The organism is Mesorhizobium sp. M7D.F.Ca.US.004.03.1.1, from assembly GCF_003998635.1.
Taxonomy (GTDB): Bacteria; Pseudomonadota; Alphaproteobacteria; order Rhizobiales; family Rhizobiaceae; genus Mesorhizobium; species Mesorhizobium loti.
The window spans coordinates 1-951 of record NZ_RZQG01001451.1; the positions used below are offsets into that span (position 1 = coordinate 1).

At 57.5% G+C, this 951-nt stretch carries 1 protein-coding gene; it reads right to left on the bottom strand.

Translation table 11 applies throughout. The features are described from left to right. Window positions 1-900: dihydroorotase family protein (locus EN935_RS37870; protein ID WP_245489164.1), on the bottom strand; the 900-nt coding region annotated here is incomplete at its 3' end. Between the last annotated feature and the right edge of the window lie 51 nt (window positions 901-951).

The following is a 951-nucleotide window of genomic DNA, read 5'->3' on the forward strand; positions in this document are numbered from 1 at the left end:
GTTGAGAATCTCGTTTCCATCCCATGCCAGCTGCCCCCCGACATAAGTACGCGCAACAGAGACAGTGAATTCCTTTCCGTCGAACGGGCTCCAGTTCAATTCATCCTGTGCCTTTGCCGAATCCCAAATATTTGTGGCCCGAGAAAGAACAGTCAGATCGGCATCAGCTCCGACTTTGATTGTGCCTTTGCGCGGCCAGAGGCCAAAGAATTTTGCGGGACGTGCGCAAAGGTACTGCAAGGTCAGAGCCGCGGCATCGAACCCGCGCCGTTCCGCACCGGTGAAGAAGGCAGGAAGCAGGGTTTCCAATCCTGGCATCCCGGCACCAGCATCGAAGATCGATTGCGTAAGCTTGTTGTCGATTGGCCAGCTGGAGTGATCCGAACTGACAAAGGCAACGCGCCCATCAACCACGTCTTGCCAAAGTGCATTGATTTCCCCCGGGCGGATTGGCGGATTGACCTTTATACGGGCGCCCAACGCTTCATCAACGGCTGGATCGAACCAAAGATAGTGGACACATAACTCGCCGGTCGAGCGGTAGCCGTCCTGGAGGTAATTGTGAACAAGTCGAAAACCGCGACGGCTTGTCAAATGAACGATATGGGCATGAGCTGCGGCATCCGCGCCAAGCTCAAGGAACTGCGCTGTTGCTGCTAGCTCGGCGGCAAGAGGTCGGCTTGCGGCATGCGCTTTGATCCCGTTTTGGCCTGACGCCCTGGCCGCGGCGATACGCGCACGAACGATCTCTTGATCCTCGTTGTGCACGCCAAGCGGGAGGCTTGTGCCGGCAAGGGCCTCGAAGATGTCAAGAATTTGGTCAGGCGGAATGCGGGGAAAGCGTATCGGGTTGCTCTCGAAGGTCGAAACCTTGAAGGCCACGACGCCGCCGGCGATCATATCTTTGACGGCCGAAGCTGGCTGACCGGGAAGGATGGTCCCGTAGAGCGC